Source organism: Tichowtungia aerotolerans (genome assembly GCF_009905215.1).
GTDB classification, from domain to species: Bacteria; Verrucomicrobiota; Kiritimatiellia; order Kiritimatiellales; family Tichowtungiaceae; genus Tichowtungia; species Tichowtungia aerotolerans.
The window spans coordinates 1,865,500-1,883,560 of the sequence record NZ_CP047593.1 but is presented as its reverse complement, the minus strand read 5'-3'; the positions used below and the strand labels follow the sequence as shown (position 1 = coordinate 1,883,560).

Below are 18,061 nucleotides of genomic sequence, written 5' to 3'. Positions count from 1 at the left end.
AGATAATTTAGACAACTTCTGTAAATCGTTTTTTCACAGAAGGAAACAAAGAAAACGAAGTTACCGGTTCACACCTGTCAAAATGAACCGGTGCAACCCATCCACCACCTTTAATTCATGAACATTCCCCAATAAACCAACCGGAATATCCATCAATTTCATATCACTTAATAACTGTGCTTTATGCACCGGAAGAATTTTCTAAACAGTCTTCAACCAGCACATCACACCGCAAATTCTCCTCAATCACTAATCCTTCTGTAAATCAGTTTTCCCTCTCAAAATAAGTATATCCACGCAGACCGCTTTCATAGGCATCCATGACGGCCCGACGCTCTTTGGGTGAAATCCGACCGGACTTGACCGCCCGCTCCGCCATGGCCCGCACCCGTCGCACCATCTCCTTCGGCTCATACTCCACATAACTGAGCACATCGGCAACACTGTCGCCTTCGATCTCGCGGCTGTAGTGAATGTGACCGTCCTCATCAATCTGCACACTGACCACATTGGTATCGCCGAGCAGATTATGCAGATCCCCCAGCGTCTCCTGGTAGGCCCCGACCAGAAAAACGCCGAGGGTGTAGTCTTCATCATCGCGCAGATCATGCACCGGCAGTGTGCGCCGCACATCGTGCAGGTCGATGAAGCGGTCGATTTTGCCGTCGCAGTCGCAGGTGATGTCGGCCAGAATCGCCTCGTGGGTCGGTTCTTCATTCAGGCGGTGAATCGGCAGAATCGGGAAAAGCTGATCGATGGCCCAGCTGTCGGGCAGCGACTGGAAGAGGCTGAAGTTGCCGTAGTAGACATCGGCCAGCGCGGCGGGCAGGTGTTCGAACTCATCGGGAACATAGTCGAGGTCTTTGAGCAGCACGGAAATGCGGCGCAGGATGTGCCAGAAGATCTGTCCGGCCACCCCGCGCTCGCGCAGCGTGATGCCGCCGCGCTTAAACAGCTCGTGCGCCTCGTCGCGGTAATACACGGCATCGTGGTAGCACTCCTGGACTTTTTCGACACTCAGGGCGTTGAGCGTTTCCATCAGGTTCCCCAGAAGTTCGTGGGCGTCCTCCGGCAGCGTTTCGGGCAGATCGTGCGTTTCGAAACGGCTGACATCGAGCACATTGAACAGAAGCACCGAATAGTAGGCGACCGTAGCCCGGCCGGATTCGGTGACAATATCCGGATGCGGCGTGCCGGTCTCATCCAGAATACTCATGATTTCCTCAACAATGGCCGAGCAGTACTCGGCGGTACCGTAGTTGCAGCTGCTCGTAAAATCCGTATGTGATCCGTCATAGTCCACCGCCAGTCCCCCGCCGAGGTCCAGCGCTCCCATGGCCGCCCCTTCATTGACCAGCCCGGCATAGATCCGGCAGCCTTCTTTGACCGCCTCACGGATATCGCGAATATTAGGAATTTGAGAGCCCAGGTGATAGTGAAGCAGATGCAGGCAGTCGAGCATCTCCTCCTCGCGCAAGCGGTCGACGGCATCCATAACCTGCGCCGTATTGAGGCCGAACACGCTGCGCTCTCCGCCGGACTCAGTCCAGTGACCGCTCGCCTGCGTGGAAAGCTTCATGCGGACTCCAAGAATCGGGCGCACTCCGAGTTTCTTCGATCGCTCCAGGATCAGATCGAGTTCCGAGGGCATTTCGATGACGAAAACACAGCGAATCCCCATCTTCAGGGTGTAGAGTCCCAAATCGACAAATTCTTCGTCCTTGTATCCGTTACAAACCAGATACGCACCGGAATCCTGCAGGAACGACATCGCAGCAATCAGCTCGGCCTTGCTGCCCGCTTCCAGACCATGATGATAATGCGCGCCGAAATTACAGATCTCCTCAACAACCTGCTGCTGCTGATTCACTTTGATCGGATAGACGCCACGATAGCAGCCGCTATATCCATACTCCTGAATCGCCGCACCGAAACTCTCATGCAGATTCTTGATGCGCGCATCGAGGATATCACTGATGCGCACCAGCACCGGCAGGTCAAAGCCCCGCTCCTGAATCCCCTGCGAAATCTCCTGCAGACTCACCGAGGCACCGTTTCCGGACGGATGAACCACCACTTCGCCGGTTTCGGATACACTGAAATAACCGGCACCCCAGCGCTCGACACCATAAACCTCCGCCGCTTTCGCTGACGACCAACCGCTCTGCAAACTCTTCAAATTCCCGGCTCCTTACAGTTAAAAAATCAGGAGAGGCGTTTTACGCCCCGTCAAACACATTGAAAAGCGTAAGTTGTATTCAATCAGGTCAACCGACCGGAACCACATCCTCAACATCAACCGGCTCGGACTTTTCCACAGCCGGGGCCGGCGCAGCCTCTTCCTTCGTCTCCACAGGCACAGGAACAGCCGGACGGGACAAAACAGCCGCAAAGAGGTCCGTTTCGTACAATTCAAAAATGAAAAAACTCTCGAACAGCAGAGCCAGCAGAATGCTGGCCGCCGCCAGAATCGAAAACACATCAAACCGTTTAAATGCCCGTTTTTCTTTCACACCGGGCAGTCTGTCTGTTTCAGTTTATACTTTCAACTCCAAACGTGATGGGGCATCCTGCGACCTTTGCTTTTAAGGATAGGAATGCTTATGGAACCGAATGATTATCATGTATCGATGGATGCGCTGGCATCGCTGTGCAAGCGCCGCGGCTTTATTTTCCAAACTTCGGAAATCTACGGAGGCATTAACGGCTTCTGGGATTACGGTCCGCTCGGCGTCGAACTGAAACGCAACATCAAGGAATCCTGGTGGAAATCCGTCGTCCAGACCCGCGAAAACGTCGTTGGACTCGACAGTTCCATCATTATGCACCCGCGCGTGTGGGAAGCCTCCGGCCATGTCGGCAACTTCAAGGACCCGATGCTCGACTGCCGCGAAACCAAAGGCCGCTACCGCGCCGACCAGATCCTCGTCTTCAAACACAAGTCCAACGCGGCCACCCTGATGTTCGCCTATCCCGAAGACGAAGAGCCGCCGCGCAAAAAAGTCAAAAAAATGGGCAAGCAGAACCCGGACGAGTACGAAATCGTGCCGCTGCTCGACATCCCGGTCGAAAACTATGACCGCCTCGTCGGCCCGGACGCCTCCGAAGCCGGCACCCTCACCGAGCCGCGCGCGTTCAACCTGATGTTCAAAACGCACGTCGGACCCGTCGAAGAAAATGCCGCCGTCGCCTGGCTGCGCCCCGAAACCGCACAGGGCATCTTCGCCCAGTTCGGCAACGTCCACGCCGTCTCGCGCCAGAAAATTCCGTTCGGAATCGCCCAGATCGGCAAAGCCTTCCGCAACGAAATCAACCCGCGCAACTACACCTTCCGCTCGCGCGAATTCGAGCAGATGGAACTCGAATACTTCATCAAACCCGGCACTGATGCTGAACAGCACGAATACTGGGTATCCGAGCGCCTCAAATGGTATGAAAGAGTCGGACTTCCCGAAGGCCGCATGCACCGCGACATTCACGAAGGCGACGCCCTCGCCCACTATGCCAGCGCCTGCACCGACATCATGTACGACTTCCCCTTCGGCACCCAGGAGCTCGAAGGAATCGCCGCGCGCGGCAACTTCGACCTCACCCAGCACCAGAACACCTCCGGCAAAGGCCTCGAATACTACGATGAAGAGACCAAGGAGCGCTACCTGCCGCACGTCGTCGAGCCCTCCGCCGGCGTCGACCGCATCGCACTCGCGCTGCTCTGCGAAGCCTACCGCGTCGAATGGATTCCCAAAGACGGCGGCGAAGTCCTCACCGCCGACCCGGACGCCAAACGCGCACCGGAAGGCTACGAAGCTCGCACCGTCCTGCGCTTTGCCCCCAGCATCGCGCCGTACAAAGTGGCCGTCTTCCCGCTGCTCAAAAACAAAGAGGAGCTCGTCGGCAAAGCCCGCGAAGTGTTCGAACAGCTCAACGAGCGCTGGAACTGCTTCTACGACCAGGCCGGCGCCATCGGACGCCGCTACCGCCGCCAGGACGAAATCGGAACCCCGCTCGGCGTCACCATCGACTTCGACACCCTCGAAGACGACACCGTCACCGTGCGCGACCGCGACACCATGGAGCAGGTTCGCATGCCCATCAGCGAGCTCGAAGCTTACGTCGCAGAGAAGGTTCGGTTCTAAACCACGGAATACACAGAAAACACGGAAGTGTTTGTGGGGCGGGAATGGTCGAAGACCTTCCCGCCTTTTCTTTTTCCAATGTTTGGAAAATTCAGGTAGGGATGGACCGCCGGGCCGTCCGAAGTTTCCAATGTTTGGAAAACTGTAGCTGCGTACGATGGGCGCCCGCGCCTACAGATTACAAATTTCAGACAGTATCACAGGACAGCAGAATATGCTCCCTTATCTGGTATCCCAATAGTAGTGAGAGCATTTATAGCATTCCATTTGTAGTTCGTCGCCTCCTGCAGAAAGGATCTCTTCAGAGTCTTCAACTTTTTTGTATTCCGTCGCAATCGAAATAAATTTTCCGTCTTTCAGGAGTCCAAATTCGATTGCATATGCGGACAGTTTCGGCTTTTTCATATTGCCGAATGGAATGCGATACTCCCATGCGGTGTGATCTGCATAGTTACCAATTGTATTTTCTGTAAATTTTAGAGGTAATGGCTCATCAAAAGACTGTGCGTATCCGACCGCTTTAGTTTTTTTATCAGTCAGCTGAACTGTCACACGCATTTCAAATAATCCTTCTTGGCCCTCAATCTGAGTTCGGAGAGGGTGCTGAGAGCCGAAAAAAAATTCACTTTGCTCTATAATCTTCATTAGGTTGGGTTGCTGAGACTCAAACTCCAGTACAAAGTACTCATCACCGTTGTCTGTTTCAATATTGTCATCCTCGACAGCCCAAACCTTCATCGTGTATTGAAACTTTTCTTGCAGCCCCTCGACTTCTTCAGAAACCTCAGCGGCAATGCTGTAAAATCCCAAGGTTAAAATAATTAAAACGAACCTGATCGTATGCATAGCACGCGCCTTTCTTTTTAAGAAATAGTCGAGCAATATTTAACAATCTAATCAAGCAGCAAACAAGCTCAGCTTGCGCAAAGAAATTTATTTGACAATGCTTTATGCATACAATGCGAATCTAATTGATTAACACCCCATAAAAGCGGTTCCCCAAACGAACCCACTCAATAGACTTCAACTTGCCGCGGGGGTCAGTAACGGGTCAGTCGATGACCTGAGCCCGCAGGTCATCGACTGAACTGTTTTTCGTCAGAGCGGGATCGCCGATATCATTATTCCAGTACCATTGAAAACTGCTCTCATTAAGGCTCCGATGTCAGTCCTATTATTTCATCACCTTGCGCCGCCTTGCCGATCAAGTCGGCTTCGTATTCGGGAAACATGATGATGGCGGGGTGGACATTGAAGGCTTCTGCTAATTGGACAGCACGTTTTTTGCCGATGTCGATGCGGCCGTTTTCGAGCAGGCTGATGTTTTTGGCGTTGAGGCCGGACTGCTCGGCCAACTGCTCCTGCGTCCAGCCTTTCAGCTCACGCAACATGCGAATCACTTCGCCAGTCGTCAGCGTTGCGTGCGGTTTGACCGAAACAAATTCACCCGACACTGCAGCCTCAATCGGAACGGTCTCTGCCTGCTTGATCCCCTTTCAACTTTTGTCATGAAAACCGGGGAACTCGCGCAGTTTATCCGGCCCATGTCGAAAAACGATGTCCTTTCAAAGCTCGTACTTTTTGATAACCCGCGCCGGCAACCAACCAAGTACGATTTCAACTAACCACAAGATGCAAAAAAAGCGGAGCCGCGCGGCCCCGCCTTTTCCTTTAATTGTTTTTGTGCTCCGGAAATTAATCGGTTCCGTTTTCCCACGGCGGGTGTTCCGGCAGTGAGGCGTCAAATTCGTCCAGCAGCTGCTGCTGGTAGCTCCCGGCAAAAGTGCCGGCGAAAAAGCGCTCCAGGGCCTCATCGACGAGGCGCTGCCACGACGCTTCCTCCTGTCCGGGAATGATGGGATAATAGAGCGCATCGTTGTCCGCGGCCGCTTTGTAGTCTCCGGGCGCGTCACCAACCATCAGAACACGATCTTTCCCATACCCTTTCCCTTCTGTTGCAAAGCGGATGTGCTCAGCTTTAGTCCCATGCTCCTGCCCGGCGATCAAACGAACATAAGGGGTCATGTTGTTTTCTTCCCATTCGCGCTCCAAAGCATCAAGGGGCGTCTGGGAAACCACAATCATGTCGGCCCGGTCCCGTCCGTGTTTCAACACGTCAAGAACTCCCGGGAACGGCGTCATTCCGGAAACCATGTCTTCAACCCGCGCATTAACCTCCCGGCTCCAATCGAGCATAATATGCAGGTCCTGATTGCCGTTTTCGACCACTTCCGCCTCGAGTGCCGGGTTGCCGAGTTTCGTTTCACGCTGCACCCACGCATCCAGACCGGACAGATCCATCGGATCAAATCCGCGCGCTTTCACATCGGTGCGTTCTTTGAGCAGATTCCGGAAGTGCTGCACGGCAATAAAGCGGTTGCAGCCACGCGTCTTGCTGTACAGGTTGACAAAATCCCACACTTCGCGAGCGGCTTTGCTGACCGGCTGGCAGCCCAGATGCTTGATCGCGGCCGGGCAGAAGCATTCCTTATGCTTCAGTTCCATTGTATCGAACACACAGCCGTCGCTGTCAAATCCGATGAAAAAGTCGTTTTTTTTCGGAAGGTTTTTGAGTTGAGAAACGTAGTCCATCGTATAATTCCTTTTTATGATTCCTTTTTGGCAATTTTATGTCCCGAAAGCCACATAAGTGCACCGACACCGCCGACCACGCCGGAAATGGTGACAATCACCCAGCGGCCCGCAACGGTATCGACAGGGATCAGCATCAGCAGGAACAGCGCGCCGAGAACCAGCGCGAACCGGCCGATCATAATGAGCTGGAAGGAGTCATTGCCTTTGCCGACCTCTTTTTCGAAATCAATCGGCCGCTCCATTTTTTCGTAGAAGGCGTGTGTGGCTTGTTTTTCTTTGTCACTGACTTTCGACCAGAACGGAAGCGCCAGCAGATAACCGAGGGCTCCGCAGCCCATGACCAGGGCCATGGTCAGGTGCGAAGAAAGGATGACCGGTTCCGCCGCAACGGCATTCCAGACCAGCAGAGCAACCGTCGGCAGATAGCCGCCGCCCAGGGAGGAGAAGATGGCCCAGCGCGGCACCTTGCGAATAAACAGGAAGAGAATCAGCGGCACAAACTGCGGAGTCATCAGCTGGCCGATTACCGTCTTGAGCATAAAGTCGAACAGCGAGGTGTCCTTGACATTGGCATAGAAGATGGCGATGCCCATCACCACAAACCCTGCCAGAACTGTCGTCAGTTTGCCGAGGAACACTTCCCGGTCCGGATTGATCGGCTTCATTTTCCAAAACCGGCGGTGCGCGGGAAGCAGGTCGCGAATAATCAGCGCCGCATTGCGATTCAGGCCGGTATCCAGCGTACTGATCGCCGCAGCAAAGATTGCCACAATCATAATGCTGAATGTTCCCTTCGGAAGCACCGTCTGGCTCGTTATCGAATAGGCGAACTCAGCGGCCTTTTTCGGCACTTCATGCATGGCCATCACTTCGCTTTCCAGAAAAACCCGGGCGTAAATGGGCGGCACAAAGAAAATAAGCAGTCCCATGACCATCATGAGGCCGGCAAAGATGGATGCCTTCCGGGCTTCCCGGCCGTCTTTTGCCGAGAAATAGCGTACGCCCTGGAACAGACTCGACTGGTTGAAGAGCTGATTGATGAAGATCACGATGCACCAGGCCAGACCATAATTGGCCAGACCGCTCCATGTCGAGGCTCCCTCCGGAGAGGGCGTCACGAACCGCAGCTCTTCGGCCGCACTTGAATTGGCAACGGCATCAAAAAAGGCTCCGATGCCCCCAGCGTTCATAAAACAGAGAACCGTCACGATCGACGTCACCACCACCAGAATAATGCCCTGCACAAAATCATTGGCCATCACCGCCCAGTTGCCGCCAACCGTGCAATACAGCACCACGACAAAGCCGATGCCCAGAATCAGTCCTTCAATCGGAACGTTCGGAATTAACGGCCCGACAAACACACAAAGCGTATAGAGCCCGACGCCTGCCCACATAAACCCGTTGAGAACCAGCAGATGTGCAACAAGCTGCTCAGCCGATTTTCCAAAGCGCTCTTTGATGGTCTCGGCATAGGTGATCACACGCATCTGGCGGTACCACGCCCCGAGGAAAAAGGCGGCGAGGGTGAATCCGGTCACGTTGGCGATGTAGATTGCCAGCGGACTCCAGCCCGCCCGAAAAATTCCGGATGCATTTCCAACGAATGTCCAGGCGCTGATGCCGCTCATAAACATACTCGCACCGACCATCCACCAGCTGCCTTTGGCACCGGCTTTAAAGTAATCGCTGCCGCTCTTCACCAGCTTTCCGAACACCATGCCAATCAGCACCAGCACGCACATGTACACTCCGACAATTATTAAATCCAGGCTCGATCCCATCATATTCTCCACGGGTTGTTTTCTTATCTGCATCACCATCGTTCAATTATAGGAACAAGGAAAGAGAAGCGACGGTTTATTCGTTAACCCGGCGTGCTTTACGAATAAACCTCCGTTTGGCGTGCGTACGATTTTTCAATCGGCCAAGATCTCGCCAATCGAAAATAAAAGGGAGAAATCCAATGAAAACATCTGAAAAACTCACAACCTACTACGGTGACATCCACAATCACTGCGGCGCAAGCTACGGCCACGGCCCGGTGGAAGACGCCATCGCCAACGCAAAAATGCAGCTGGACTTTGTATCGGTAACCGGACACGCCCTGTGGCCCGATATGCCGCGCCAGCAACACGGCATGGAACGCCGCATCAAATACCACGAAGACGGCTTCAAAAAACTCGCCGGCTGCTGGGATCACTTTGTCAAAGTCTGCGACGATGCCAACCAGGACGGTGCGTTTGTCTCGTTTCTCGGTTACGAAAAACATTCCTGCCACTCCGGCGACCAGACCGTGATGTACCGCGACGGAAAGGGCAGCATCCTGCAGACCCAAACGGTGCCGGAACTGCGCGACACGCTCGCAAAACTGAACGAAGAAGGCATCGCCTGCATGACCTTCACCCACCACATCGGCTACAAACAGGGCTTCCGCGGCATCAACTGGGAAGAGCACGAAGATCATCCCCTCAGCCCGGTCGTAGAACTTTTTTCTATGCACGCCTGCAGCGAAAGCGACGAAACCGCCTACCCCTACCTTCACTCCATGGGCCCGTGCGACCAGGACAGCACCTACAGCGCCGGACTCAAAAAAGGCCGCATCGTCGGCTGTGTCGCCTCAACCGATCACCACAGCGCACATCCCGGCAGCCACGGCCACGGTCGCGTCGCCGTGTTTGCTCCGGAGCTGACCCGCAAGTCCATCTGGGACGCCATTCTCAACCGCCGCACCATCGCGCTGACCGGCGACAATATCGAGGTTGAGCTTTCCGTCAACGACAGCTTCATCGGCGACGTCATTCAGGAACCGTCCGACCAGCGCGACATCCGCTTCCGCGTCAAAGGTGGCGGCGCCATTCGCACGATCGAACTGCTCAAAAATGAAAAAGTGCTCAAGCATTACTTCCTGCCGAAAGTCACGGAAGCGCCCGCAGAAAACCAAACCGTCCGCGCAAAAATCGGACTGGAGGTCGGCTGGGGCTCCCGCGGCAAAGTCGTCCACTGGGATGCCGCCTTCGGCGTTCGCGAAGGAAAAATCCTGAAAGCCGAGCCGCGCTTCAAAGGATCGGAAGTGGTGTCTCCCACCGAAAATGAAGAAGACTTCCGCTTCTCGGACTGGACCCAGGAAAGCGAGACCAACGTCAGGTTCAAAACAAAAACACAGGGCAATCCGACCCCGGTAACCAATTCAAACCAGGGTTTTTCCCTGGAAGTCGAAATGCCGCTCGACGGCATCATAGACCTGGAGTTCAACGGCGCAACCTTCAGCCACACCCTGCGCGAAGTGCTGGCCGGAGCGCGCAGCGGTTACATCAGCGGCTACGGCACCCCCGCCTACCGCGTTGTCGCCGCCCTGCCCGAATCCTATGAATTTGAAACACAGCTCGAAGACACCGCAGAAGGCGACGCCCTGCCCAACGGCATGGACTGCTACCGTCTGCGCGTCGAGCAGTACAACAAGCAATGGGCATGGTCCTCCCCCATCTGGATCAAACGCTAACCCCAACAAGGAGTTGATAACATGTCACTTTTGGAAGTAACCCCGAATGTCCCGATGCCGCTGGATAAAGGCTTCTGCCCGTCCATCCTCGGCAACCGCAACTACCGCGACGCCGTCGGCCGGTCGGACAGCACCAGCGCAATGATCATTGCGCTGGAACGCACCGACGGCTGCGTCTCCCGACTCGATCTGACCGTTTTTATGCCGGGCTCCGGGCACGACGCCGACACCCTCCGCTATGTTGAGCGGCAGATCAAAGCCCTGCTGTGGGCACGCGGCGGATCCGTGCTTCACCTCAGCGGCCCCGCTGTTCTCTGTGAACAGCTGAGCGCCATTTACTCGCCCGGCGGCGCGCGCGCCTACGACGCGAACCGCATGAAAGTCGTCTACGACCGCGACTTCGAAATCCGAATTGTCCCCGCGGATGAGGTTCCGGTCGCAAAGAGCCGCAGTATTCCGATCGGCGGACATCTCGACGGCTGCCGCATCGGCTTCGACCTCGGCGCCAGCGACTATAAACTCTCGGCCGTTGTGGACGGAGAAGCCGTCTTCACCACTGAGATCCCCTGGAACCCGAGCGTGCAGACCGACCCGCAGTATCATATTGAACGGATTGCCGAGGGACTGAAACTGGCGGCGGAAAAGCTTCCGCGAGTGGATGCCATCGGCGGCAGCGCCGCCGGCGCCTACGTCGATAACATGGCCAAATACGCCTCGCTCTTCCGAAGCGTCCCGGCCGATGCATTCCACGAACACATCCGCCCGATCTTCCTCAATCTGGCCAGGGAATGGAACGTGCCGTTCGAAGTGCTCAACGACGGCGAAGTCACCGCGCTGGCCGGTGCCATGTCGCTCAAAGAGCACTCCCTGCTCGGCATCGCCATGGGCTCCAGTGAAGCCACCGGCTTCGTCAACGAGGAATCACTCTTCACCGGGAACTACAACGAGCTGGCCTACGTCCCCGTCGACTTCAACCCCGACGCCGCCATTGATCCCATCGCCGACGACATCGGCTGCGGAGCGCAGTACTTCTCGCAGCAGGCGGTCGCCAAACTGGCACCCGAAGCCGGATTTGATTTCCCGGAAGAAATGCTTTTCCCCGAACGCCTCAAAGCGGTTCAGGAAAAAGCCAACGAAGGCGACCCCGCCGCACTCGATATCTTCACCACCATCGGCATCTATCTCGGCTACACGCTGCCGCACTACAAGGAGCTGTACGACTTCAAAAACGTACTGATCCTCGGGCGCGTCACCTCCGGCCGCGGCGGCGAAGTGATCATCGAAAAGACGCAGGAAGTTCTGAACAAGGAATTCCCTGAACTCGCCGGCGAAATCGCCCTGCATGTGCCGGACGAAAAAAGCCGCCGCGTCGGCCAGGCCGTCGCAGCAGCGAGTCTCCCAAATATTTAACCCTGCAGGCCGCGTGTCTTCACGCGGCCTGCGGCATACCGCACATACGCACAGCGTGCAAACCCCGATCGGGGACCAGGCCTGCACATAATAAAGTGCGGTCAGTTCTCTGCGGGAACCTGTCTGCAGATCGATTCGCCTTTGCCCCAGGCGGACGGGATCTGAACGACACGGGGCATCTCCGGGATCCCGCGCTCGTTGTAATACATCATCTGCACCAGCTGCTCGATGGCCGCTGCGCCCAGCGCGTCGGCATTCTGGTCGATTCCGGCAATCCCCTGTGCCGGACTGTAACGCGAAAGGGTGACCAGACCCACATCCTCCGGAAACTGAAGGCCCATTTTATGCAAGGGGTCGATAATATTAAAATCGGAACTGATAATCACGTCGGGCGTGTATTTTTCATACCACTTCTGAAGCTCTTCCTCGCTGACTTCATTGCATTCAAGCACCGGGATAATGCCTTTTTTCTTCTGAGCATGTTCGTAGCCGTAAAAGCCGGAACTCCACAGATGGATCGTACGCAGATCGCTTTGCCGGTTGAGTAGAAGACCGGGTCTTTTGTAGCCCAGCTGCTTGAGCTCGCGCAGCACCATCCGAATCCCGCGATACTGGTCGGGACAGATCCGATGCAGGTTGGGGCTCAGCATGGAATAGCCGATGGCCACCGCGGAAAACTCTTTCCAGTCGATGCTCAAATGACCGCCGGCGTGCAGCAGCGGCGGGATAATAATTCCGCTGATTCCGCGAGTCACCAGAATCTGCGTCAGACGCCTGCCGCTCATTTTCTGGGGAATTAAATAAAAACGCTCGAGCTTGAAGCCCAATTCAGAAGCACGGCGTTCCATCCCCTTCCAGATATTCAGGTGATAGCTGTTCTCTTCAATGGCCTTAAGGTCATGCGTATAAACCGCAGCCAACGGCAGCGCAGCGACCGGCTTGCGCGACTGGCTCAGATTGGCCATCAGCGCAGACACCATCGGATTCCGCCGATAGTTCAGCCGCTCTGCGGCTTCCCGAACCTTGGCTTTGGTGGCATCGGAAATTCGAGGATGATTGCGCAACGCGAGCGAAACGGTCGTTGCGGTTACACCGCATTCGAGTGCGATATCTTTAATGGTTACAGCTTTGCCCGACTCGCTCATGCCATGTCCTCCCGAAACTTACGCCTTTTTCGGCTCTACAATGGCACATCAAGATCATCTCGGCAATGCCTTGTCGATTGATGATTTAAGAGCAGGCCGGGCGTAACTGCCTCCGCATTCCATCAGGAATCATCAATCGGAAACCGGTAACGCCCAAACCTGATTCGCCTGTTCTGCATCCGGCAAACCGAGCACAGCACAAATCAACTGATGCTCGCCCGGCTCGAGATGTCCGGTCAGCGTCGGAATGACCGTACGCGGATGATTCAGGTTCGTATTGGGCAGCGGCTCAATCACCTGAGTCTCGCGATCGCCCTCAACGTTCAGGATCCCGCTTCCGCGGTACAGCACGCCGCCGGCCTTCTCGACCACATCCGTGAGCGGCGACAATCCGTCTTCACGCTCGACCGCAAATCCGCCCTCTGCTGTTTCAAGTGCACGGCCGGTTTTGATGGTGTGTGTGCGGACATGCCACGGCCCGCGGAACTCAAGCCGCGTTTCAATTTCAACGTCCGGCCACGGCTTCCAGATCGAAATCACAGCGTCGTCGGTAATCTCCACCGATTCGCACTGGCGACGCACGCGCCAGTGATCTTCGCCGTCACTCAGCGCAAGCATCGAATCGTATGCGCCTTTCACCAGGCCGGTCGCTTCGCGGGAAACACTGAACCCGAAATGCGAAGAGTAGGCAAACTTGGAATATTTTTCAGCCGTATGGCCAAAGTCCAGTCCGCACCACTGCCCGGCGGTCAATGCAACCAGATGGTCGTGATTTTCAGAAGATGCAATCTGCATCAGCGCATGCTTCTGCACAGAGAGGTTTCCCAAGTTTGGAAACGGCAGTTCCTCGGATGTCCAGAACGGATGATCTTCCGCAACCGCCAGCGGCAGGAATGCTTTCATGGCCCAGTACGGCGAACCGGGGCCATTATAAAATTCGCTCATCAGCAGGTTCGGATATTCGTATCCGATGGAAAGTAAACCATCGGGCGTAAAAATCGGCTGGCTGAACCAGTGGCGCAAATGGCGCAGGTACATGCCTTTCACGACACCCCACGGCAGGGCCTCGCAGTCGGCGAAAGCCAGTGCACCCCAGAATGCGCCCTGTGCAAAGCGATAAATCAGGCTGCGCCCGAATGGCAGCGCCGTGCCATCAGCTGTGAACCAATGCAGATAGTCTTTGGTAAACAGCACCGCCCGCTCTTTGAATTTCGCCGCGCGCTCGGGATCTTCATCTCCCATCAGTCCGGCATAGATCAGCGAATAAAAATGGATGGCAAACGGGATGTAGTAGTCCATCCGTTTACCGGTTCCATCGGAATACCAGCCGTCACCCAGATAGAAATCCTCCAGCCGCTGAAGACCGGCTTCCATCACCTCCGCGTTATAAGGCATGCCCGCTTTTTTAAGCGATGCATTCACCAGAATCGGGAAGGCGCGCCAGTTGTTGTCGGACATCGCCTTGTGGTTGATCTGATCCATCCACGCGACAATCTGCTCGCGCTCGGCATCCGAGAAGGGTGTCCAGAACTGCGCCGGCGCCAGCGCCAGTGCCAGAGCGACCGGCGGCATTTCAACGGCCAGCTGGTCGACATCCACCAGATCACCCCAGTATTCGGGATGATCCGGATTGGTTCCGTTGAGCAGGCCTTCGCGGCAGATCTCCCAGAAGTCGGATTCCCCGCCGCCCGCGGCCAGGGGCATCAGCCCCCAGAACGGCCGGGCAAAGGCCTCCATCTCGCAGCGCCGCTCACCATAGTTGGTGCAGGTTGCACCCAGGCGGACCAACGCTTTGCCGTCGCTGAAGTGCGGCTTGAGCGGTTCACAGATCTGTCGAACCGCCTCCTGCACATCAGCGCGGGTTGTAAGCGGGTTTGCAGCGATTGGGAGATCGAAGGCCATCATCATGCTTACTCTCCGTAGATGGTTTTGACTGCGGCGGTGAGCGACTCAGGCGCAACACCGTAGGTGCAAACCACGGTCTTAAAGTTGTCAGCGACCGTAAACGGATATGGCGAGTTGGTCACAACAACAACCGGCTTGTCGGTGGCATTAACAATTTCGTCCACGAACGAGCCCTTCGCATGGGCTCGGCGGTCGAAATAGTTGGTCGTCACGATCACATCCACTTCGTTGAGGCGTTTCATCACGCGCTTCATATCGTATTCGGTCGGCGTCATTTCGACTTCCACCTGTCCGACGTCCTCGGAGTACGGGAAGAAGTTTTCCCAGAAGATACCGGGATGGCATTTGGTGGAGTCTGTACGGTAGTGCAGCGGGCAGCGCTGTTCGATCACCAGAACCTTTTTATCTTTCGCCAGCGGCAGGATGTTCTGTTCGTCGCGAATCACTTTGATTGCCGCTTCGGCGCTGGCTTTGGCGATCTGCGCAACCTTCGGATCGGCAATACCGGATCCGGCCTGAGCGACGTCACGCAGGTTGCCGTTTTCAAACAGACCGTATTCATATTTAACCGTGAGCGAACGGCGCACAGCATCGTTCAGACGCTCTTCGGGAAGCTTGCCATCCTTGACGGCCTGAACGACTTCTTCGTACACCTCATCGATCAGCGGCGCTTCGTCGCGCAGCAGGATCAGGTCGGCGCCGGCGTTGATCGCGGTGACACACGCTTCGGACACTTCATATTTTTCAACAATGCCGCCCATGGTGATGTCGTCGGTCGTGACACAGCCTTCAAAGCCCCACTCTTCTTTGAGCAGGTCGGTCAGAATTTTCTTCGACAGCGTCGCGGCGTTGTCGGGGTCGAGGCACGGATAAACCGTGTGGGCGGTCATGATGCACGGGATGCCGGCATCGACCATCGCCTTGAACGGTTTGAGGTGCTCTTCCATCTGCTCGAGCGGAATATCGATAACTGGCAGACCGCGATGCGCATCGGTAACGGATTCGCCGCGTCCCGGGAAGTGCTTCCCGGTTGTGATGATACCGGCTTCCTTGAACCCTTCGTATCCTTTGGTGCCGAATTTGATCACGGTCTCGGCGTCCTCTCCGTAGGAACGGGTTCCGATTTCCGGGTTGTTCGGTTCGGTATTGGTGTCGAGCACCGGGGAGTGCAGCCAGTTGACGCCGAGCGCATTGAGCTGGCGGCCGGTGGCCCAGGCAGTATCAAAAGCCATCTGCGGGTCTCCGGATGCGGTCGCGCCCATCGGGAACGGGAAGTTAAAGATGCCGCCGCGGGTATAGTCGCAACTGACGTCGCCTTCCATATCCATTGTGATATGCAGCGGAATGCCGAGGCCGTCTTTGAGTGCTTCCTCTTTCATGGTGTTTAGGAAGGTGCAGTAGTCCTCATTGGTGCAGTGCGGCGGCAGCAGACCGGGGATAATATCTTTTACGCCGTCTTTGGGGTCGCGCAACACGCGGTGAGCAAACACATCACTGGTCGCATAGGGATCGTGCAAAGCGGTCTTGGCGCGGAAAGTCAGTCCAGCGCGAATACCGGCCGGTTTAATTTTACGAATGCGCTTCAGGATTTCCGGCGTCACAACCGTGCCGCAGAACCCGATCACAAAACACTGTCCCACCTTCTGCTCAATGGTCATCTTGTCGACCAGACCATCAACAAACGTCTTCTTCTCACTCATAGTATTCTCCTTCATTGAAATCCATTCTCCGTTTGTACAGGAAATACGCTAACCGACTCCTGCCTCCGGGGAAATCAATCGAGTGGTTTACTCGTAAACCTGATGCGTTAACGGATAAACCGGTTCTGTTAAATATTCAGGTTGCATTCCAAACAGGTAGAGGAGGAACATCCGTATTAAAAGAGGAGAGTCTGTTTTATGAATATGACACGCAGAGAATACCTGACTTCATCCACTCTGGCTCTCGGCGCCGCCGGACTGGCCAGCGCCGTCCCCGGCAGCCGCAAGCGCCGGCCCAATATCCTCTGGATTATGACCGACCAGCAGGTGGCCGACGGCATGAGCTGCACCGGCAACCCCGACCTGAAAACCCCGGCCATGGACCAATTGGCCGCCAACGGCGTGCGCTTCGAAAGAGCCTACTGCGCCAACCCCATCTGCGTGCCGTCGCGCACCTCCATGATGACCGGAAAGATGCCGCACGAAACCGGCGTCACCATCAACATGGATCGCTTTAATGTAAACGGAACATCGCTCGGCACACTCATTACCCAGGCGGGATACGACACCGGCTACATCGGCAAGTGGCATATCCCCATGTCCACCGAAACCTCCGACTGGCATGGATTCACCATGATGAAAGAAGGCGGCAGGCACGAGTTTAATGACCGCCACTTCGCCGAACCGGCCGTTGAGTTTATTCAGGAAAAACGCAACCAGCCGTTCTTCCTGGTTGCCTCCTTCGTCAACCCGCACGACATCTGTGAGTGGGCGCGCCGCGCCACCGGTGGATTCCCCGAGCGCCGCACCCTGCTCTGGAACGGCCCGATCGACGACGCCCCGCCACCGGATCAGTGCCCCGCGCTGCCAGACAATTTCGAGATTCCGGAAAACGAACCGGACATCATTCGCGAATACCAAACCTGGCAGAAGGGAACCTATCCCGTCCGCGACTGGCCGGACGAACGCTGGCGGCAGTACCGCTGGGCGCTCAACCGCCTCACCGAGCGCGTCGACTCCGAAATCGCCAAAATCCTTGAGGTGGTCGACGACAACACCGTCATCATCTTCACCAGCGACCACGGCGACGGAAACGGTGCCCACAAATGGAACCAGAAAACGCTGATGTACGATGAACCCGCGCGCGTCCCGTTCATCATCAGCGGAGCCGGCGTACGCACCCCGGGTGCTGTGAACGAGCAGCATCTGGTCGCCACCGGTCTCGATATTTTTCCGACCGTCTGTGACTACGCCGGCGTTCCGGCGCCCGAAGAACTGGACGGGCGCAGTCTGCGCCCGCTGGCCGAAGCCCGCCCGGTAGAGTGGCGGGACCAGCTGGTTGTTGAAAACGACCTGTCACCGGCCTACGGTTTCAGCTCCGGGGTCGAGGGCCGCATGCTGCGCACAAAGAACTACAAGTACGTCGCCTACTCCACCGGCAGGCTGCGCGAGCGATTGACCGATATGCGGAATGACCCCGGAGAAATGGTCAACCTCGCCGTTGACCCGGCCTACGCCCAGGTGCTCCAGGAACACCGCAAACGACTGGCGGCAGAGATCAAAAAAACAGGCGACACCTTCACCGTTCCCGGCACGGTTTCGGGCGGATGGAAGCTGGTTCCGGAATCATAACCCTCGATTTCAATTTAAGCTGCAGTGAATACAAAT

General features: G+C 56.0%; 13 protein-coding genes. 4 read left to right on the top strand and 9 right to left on the bottom strand.

Translation table 11 applies throughout. The features are described from left to right. Positions 1 to 265: 265 nt before the first annotated feature. Together speA and GT409_RS07685 are read right to left on the bottom strand one after the other, a co-directional pair. On the bottom strand, positions 266 to 2,179 hold the full coding sequence (speA, locus tag GT409_RS07690) for a biosynthetic arginine decarboxylase (RefSeq protein WP_160628518.1): 1,914 nt from the start codon (positions 2,177 to 2,179) through the stop codon (positions 266 to 268). A gap of 88 nt (positions 2,180 to 2,267) precedes the next feature. Further along, positions 2,268 to 2,513, bottom strand: a complete 246-nt coding sequence (locus GT409_RS07685) for a hypothetical protein (RefSeq protein ID WP_160628517.1) — start codon at positions 2,511 to 2,513, stop codon at positions 2,268 to 2,270. Between the two features lie 66 nt (positions 2,514 to 2,579). On the opposite strand from GT409_RS07685, the gene GT409_RS07680 reads away from it, so the two are divergent. After that, a complete protein-coding gene (locus tag GT409_RS07680) occupies positions 2,580 to 4,136 on the top strand; it encodes a glycine--tRNA ligase (protein WP_269844995.1) in 1,557 nt (518 codons plus the stop codon). A gap of 222 nt (positions 4,137 to 4,358) precedes the next feature. Here the strand turns inward: GT409_RS07680 and GT409_RS07675 are convergent, their stop codons facing one another. The 4 genes from GT409_RS07675 to GT409_RS07660 form a co-directional block, all read right to left on the bottom strand. Continuing rightward, positions 4,359 to 4,982 (bottom strand): hypothetical protein, encoded by a 624-nt coding sequence (locus GT409_RS07675; protein WP_160628516.1) that lies wholly within the window; start codon positions 4,980 to 4,982, stop codon positions 4,359 to 4,361. A 305-nt stretch (positions 4,983 to 5,287) separates the two neighbouring features. Beyond that, positions 5,288 to 5,590: a helix-turn-helix domain-containing protein gene (locus tag GT409_RS07670; protein WP_233231632.1), complete on the bottom strand. Its 303-nt coding sequence runs from the start codon at positions 5,588 to 5,590 to the stop codon at positions 5,288 to 5,290. Positions 5,591 to 5,831: 241 nt separating this feature from the next. Then, positions 5,832 to 6,728 (bottom strand): HAD family hydrolase, encoded by an 897-nt coding sequence (locus GT409_RS07665; protein WP_160628515.1) that lies wholly within the window; start codon positions 6,726 to 6,728, stop codon positions 5,832 to 5,834. Between the two features lie 14 nt (positions 6,729 to 6,742). Then, positions 6,743 to 8,518, bottom strand: a complete 1,776-nt coding sequence (locus GT409_RS07660) for a sodium:solute symporter family protein (protein ID WP_160628514.1) — start codon at positions 8,516 to 8,518, stop codon at positions 6,743 to 6,745. 179 nt (positions 8,519 to 8,697) lie between these two features. Here GT409_RS07660 and GT409_RS07655 point away from each other — a divergent pair, with 179 nt between their 5' ends. Together GT409_RS07655 and GT409_RS07650 are read left to right on the top strand one after the other, a co-directional pair. Then, a complete protein-coding gene (locus GT409_RS07655; protein WP_160628513.1) occupies positions 8,698 to 10,233 on the top strand; it encodes a CehA/McbA family metallohydrolase domain-containing protein in 1,536 nt (511 codons plus the stop codon). Between the two features lie 21 nt (positions 10,234 to 10,254). After that, positions 10,255 to 11,643 carry an ROK family protein gene (locus GT409_RS07650; protein WP_160628512.1) on the top strand — a complete coding sequence of 463 codons (1,389 nt, stop codon included), beginning with the start codon at positions 10,255 to 10,257 and terminating at the stop codon, positions 11,641 to 11,643. A 101-nt stretch (positions 11,644 to 11,744) separates the two neighbouring features. Here GT409_RS07650 and GT409_RS07645 read toward each other — a convergent pair whose 3' ends face one another. The 3 genes from GT409_RS07645 to GT409_RS07635 all read right to left on the bottom strand — a co-directional run bounded on the left by GT409_RS07645 (position 11,745) and on the right by GT409_RS07635 (position 16,393). After that, on the bottom strand, positions 11,745 to 12,788 hold the full coding sequence (locus GT409_RS07645; RefSeq protein ID WP_160628511.1) for a LacI family DNA-binding transcriptional regulator: 1,044 nt from the start codon (positions 12,786 to 12,788) through the stop codon (positions 11,745 to 11,747). 132 nt (positions 12,789 to 12,920) lie between these two features. Beyond that, the gene (locus GT409_RS07640) at positions 12,921 to 14,696 is read right to left on the bottom strand and encodes a DUF2264 domain-containing protein (RefSeq protein WP_160628510.1); all 1,776 of its coding nucleotides are present in this window, start codon (positions 14,694 to 14,696) and stop codon (positions 12,921 to 12,923) included. Positions 14,697 to 14,698: 2 nt separating this feature from the next. Then, positions 14,699 to 16,393 carry a glycoside hydrolase family 3 protein gene (locus GT409_RS07635; RefSeq protein ID WP_160628509.1) on the bottom strand — a complete coding sequence of 565 codons (1,695 nt, stop codon included), beginning with the start codon at positions 16,391 to 16,393 and terminating at the stop codon, positions 14,699 to 14,701. Positions 16,394 to 16,591: 198 nt separating this feature from the next. Between GT409_RS07635 and GT409_RS07630 the strand changes: the two genes are divergently transcribed. Further along, complete coding sequence (locus tag GT409_RS07630; protein WP_160628508.1) at positions 16,592 to 18,025, top strand: sulfatase family protein; 1,434 nt, start codon at positions 16,592 to 16,594, stop codon at positions 18,023 to 18,025. Positions 18,026 to 18,061: the final 36 nt, after the last annotated feature.

Excerpts from the sequence above, each read along its gene's own strand:
- GT409_RS07635 (WP_160628509.1), bottom strand. The coding sequence starts at position 16,393 with ATGAGTGAGAAGAAGACGTTTGTTGATGGTCTGGTCGACAAGATGACC.
- GT409_RS07675 (WP_160628516.1), bottom strand. The coding sequence starts at position 4,982 with ATGCATACGATCAGGTTCGTTTTAATTATTTTAACCTTGGGATTTTAC.
- GT409_RS07665 (WP_160628515.1), bottom strand. The coding sequence starts at position 6,728 with ATGGACTACGTTTCTCAACTCAAAAACCTTCCGAAAAAAAACGACTTT.
- GT409_RS07640 (WP_160628510.1), bottom strand. The coding sequence starts at position 14,696 with ATGATGATGGCCTTCGATCTCCCAATCGCTGCAAACCCGCTTACAACC.
- GT409_RS07650 (WP_160628512.1), top strand. The coding sequence starts at position 10,255 with ATGTCACTTTTGGAAGTAACCCCGAATGTCCCGATGCCGCTGGATAAA.
- GT409_RS07655 (WP_160628513.1), top strand. The coding sequence starts at position 8,698 with ATGAAAACATCTGAAAAACTCACAACCTACTACGGTGACATCCACAAT.
- GT409_RS07660 (WP_160628514.1), bottom strand. The coding sequence starts at position 8,518 with ATGATGGGATCGAGCCTGGATTTAATAATTGTCGGAGTGTACATGTGC.
- GT409_RS07645 (WP_160628511.1), bottom strand. The coding sequence starts at position 12,788 with ATGAGCGAGTCGGGCAAAGCTGTAACCATTAAAGATATCGCACTCGAA.
- GT409_RS07630 (WP_160628508.1), top strand. The coding sequence starts at position 16,592 with ATGAATATGACACGCAGAGAATACCTGACTTCATCCACTCTGGCTCTC.